Genomic DNA, 576 nt, shown 5'->3' on the forward strand with positions numbered 1-576 from the left:
AGCCCGATGATCAACGTACTTCTTAAAAGACTGAAATGAAAAATCTGATATTAAACCGAAGGATCTGGCTGCCCTTATTGCTGCTGCCTGCCTGGTTTCTGCTATATCATAATCTTCAAAAGATAACCGATTGGATGATCGATGACGCTTTAGGTCTCGAATCTGGATCACACTTCACAGAAGCAGTCCGGTTTTTCGTTTTTGAAGTACCGAAGGTATTACTGCTTTTAACTCTGATCATCTTTATCTCTGGCATCGTCCGTTCTTATTTTTCAGCAGAACGAACACGGAAACTTCTGGAGGGCAAATCGCAGTTTACAGGCAATGTGCTGGCAGCTTCACTTGGAATTGTTACTCCATTCTGTTCCTGCTCAGCAATCCCTTTGTTTTTAGGATTTGTCGAATCGGGCGTTCCGCTCGGTGTTACTTTTTCTTTTTTAATCGCCGCCCCCATGATCAACGAGGTGGCCATAGTGATGCTTCTTGGTATGTTTGGATGGCAAACAGCGCTAATCTATGTGGTTTCCGGCCTCACAGTCGCGATTTCAGCCGGTTGGATGATAGGGCGGTTAAATC

The 576-nt window shown here is 44.6% G+C and carries 1 protein-coding gene; it reads left to right on the top strand.

The genetic code is table 11. The annotated features are described in order from the left end of the window. Nucleotides 1-35: 35 nt before the first annotated feature. Nucleotides 36-576: permease (locus ACNOHI_RS25285; RefSeq protein WP_420477482.1), on the top strand; the 541-nt coding region annotated here is incomplete at its 3' end.

Origin of the sequence: Noviherbaspirillum sp. ST9 (genome assembly GCF_048799745.1) — a bacterium.
Taxonomy (GTDB): domain Bacteria; phylum Pseudomonadota; class Gammaproteobacteria; order Burkholderiales; family Burkholderiaceae_D; genus Noviherbaspirillum.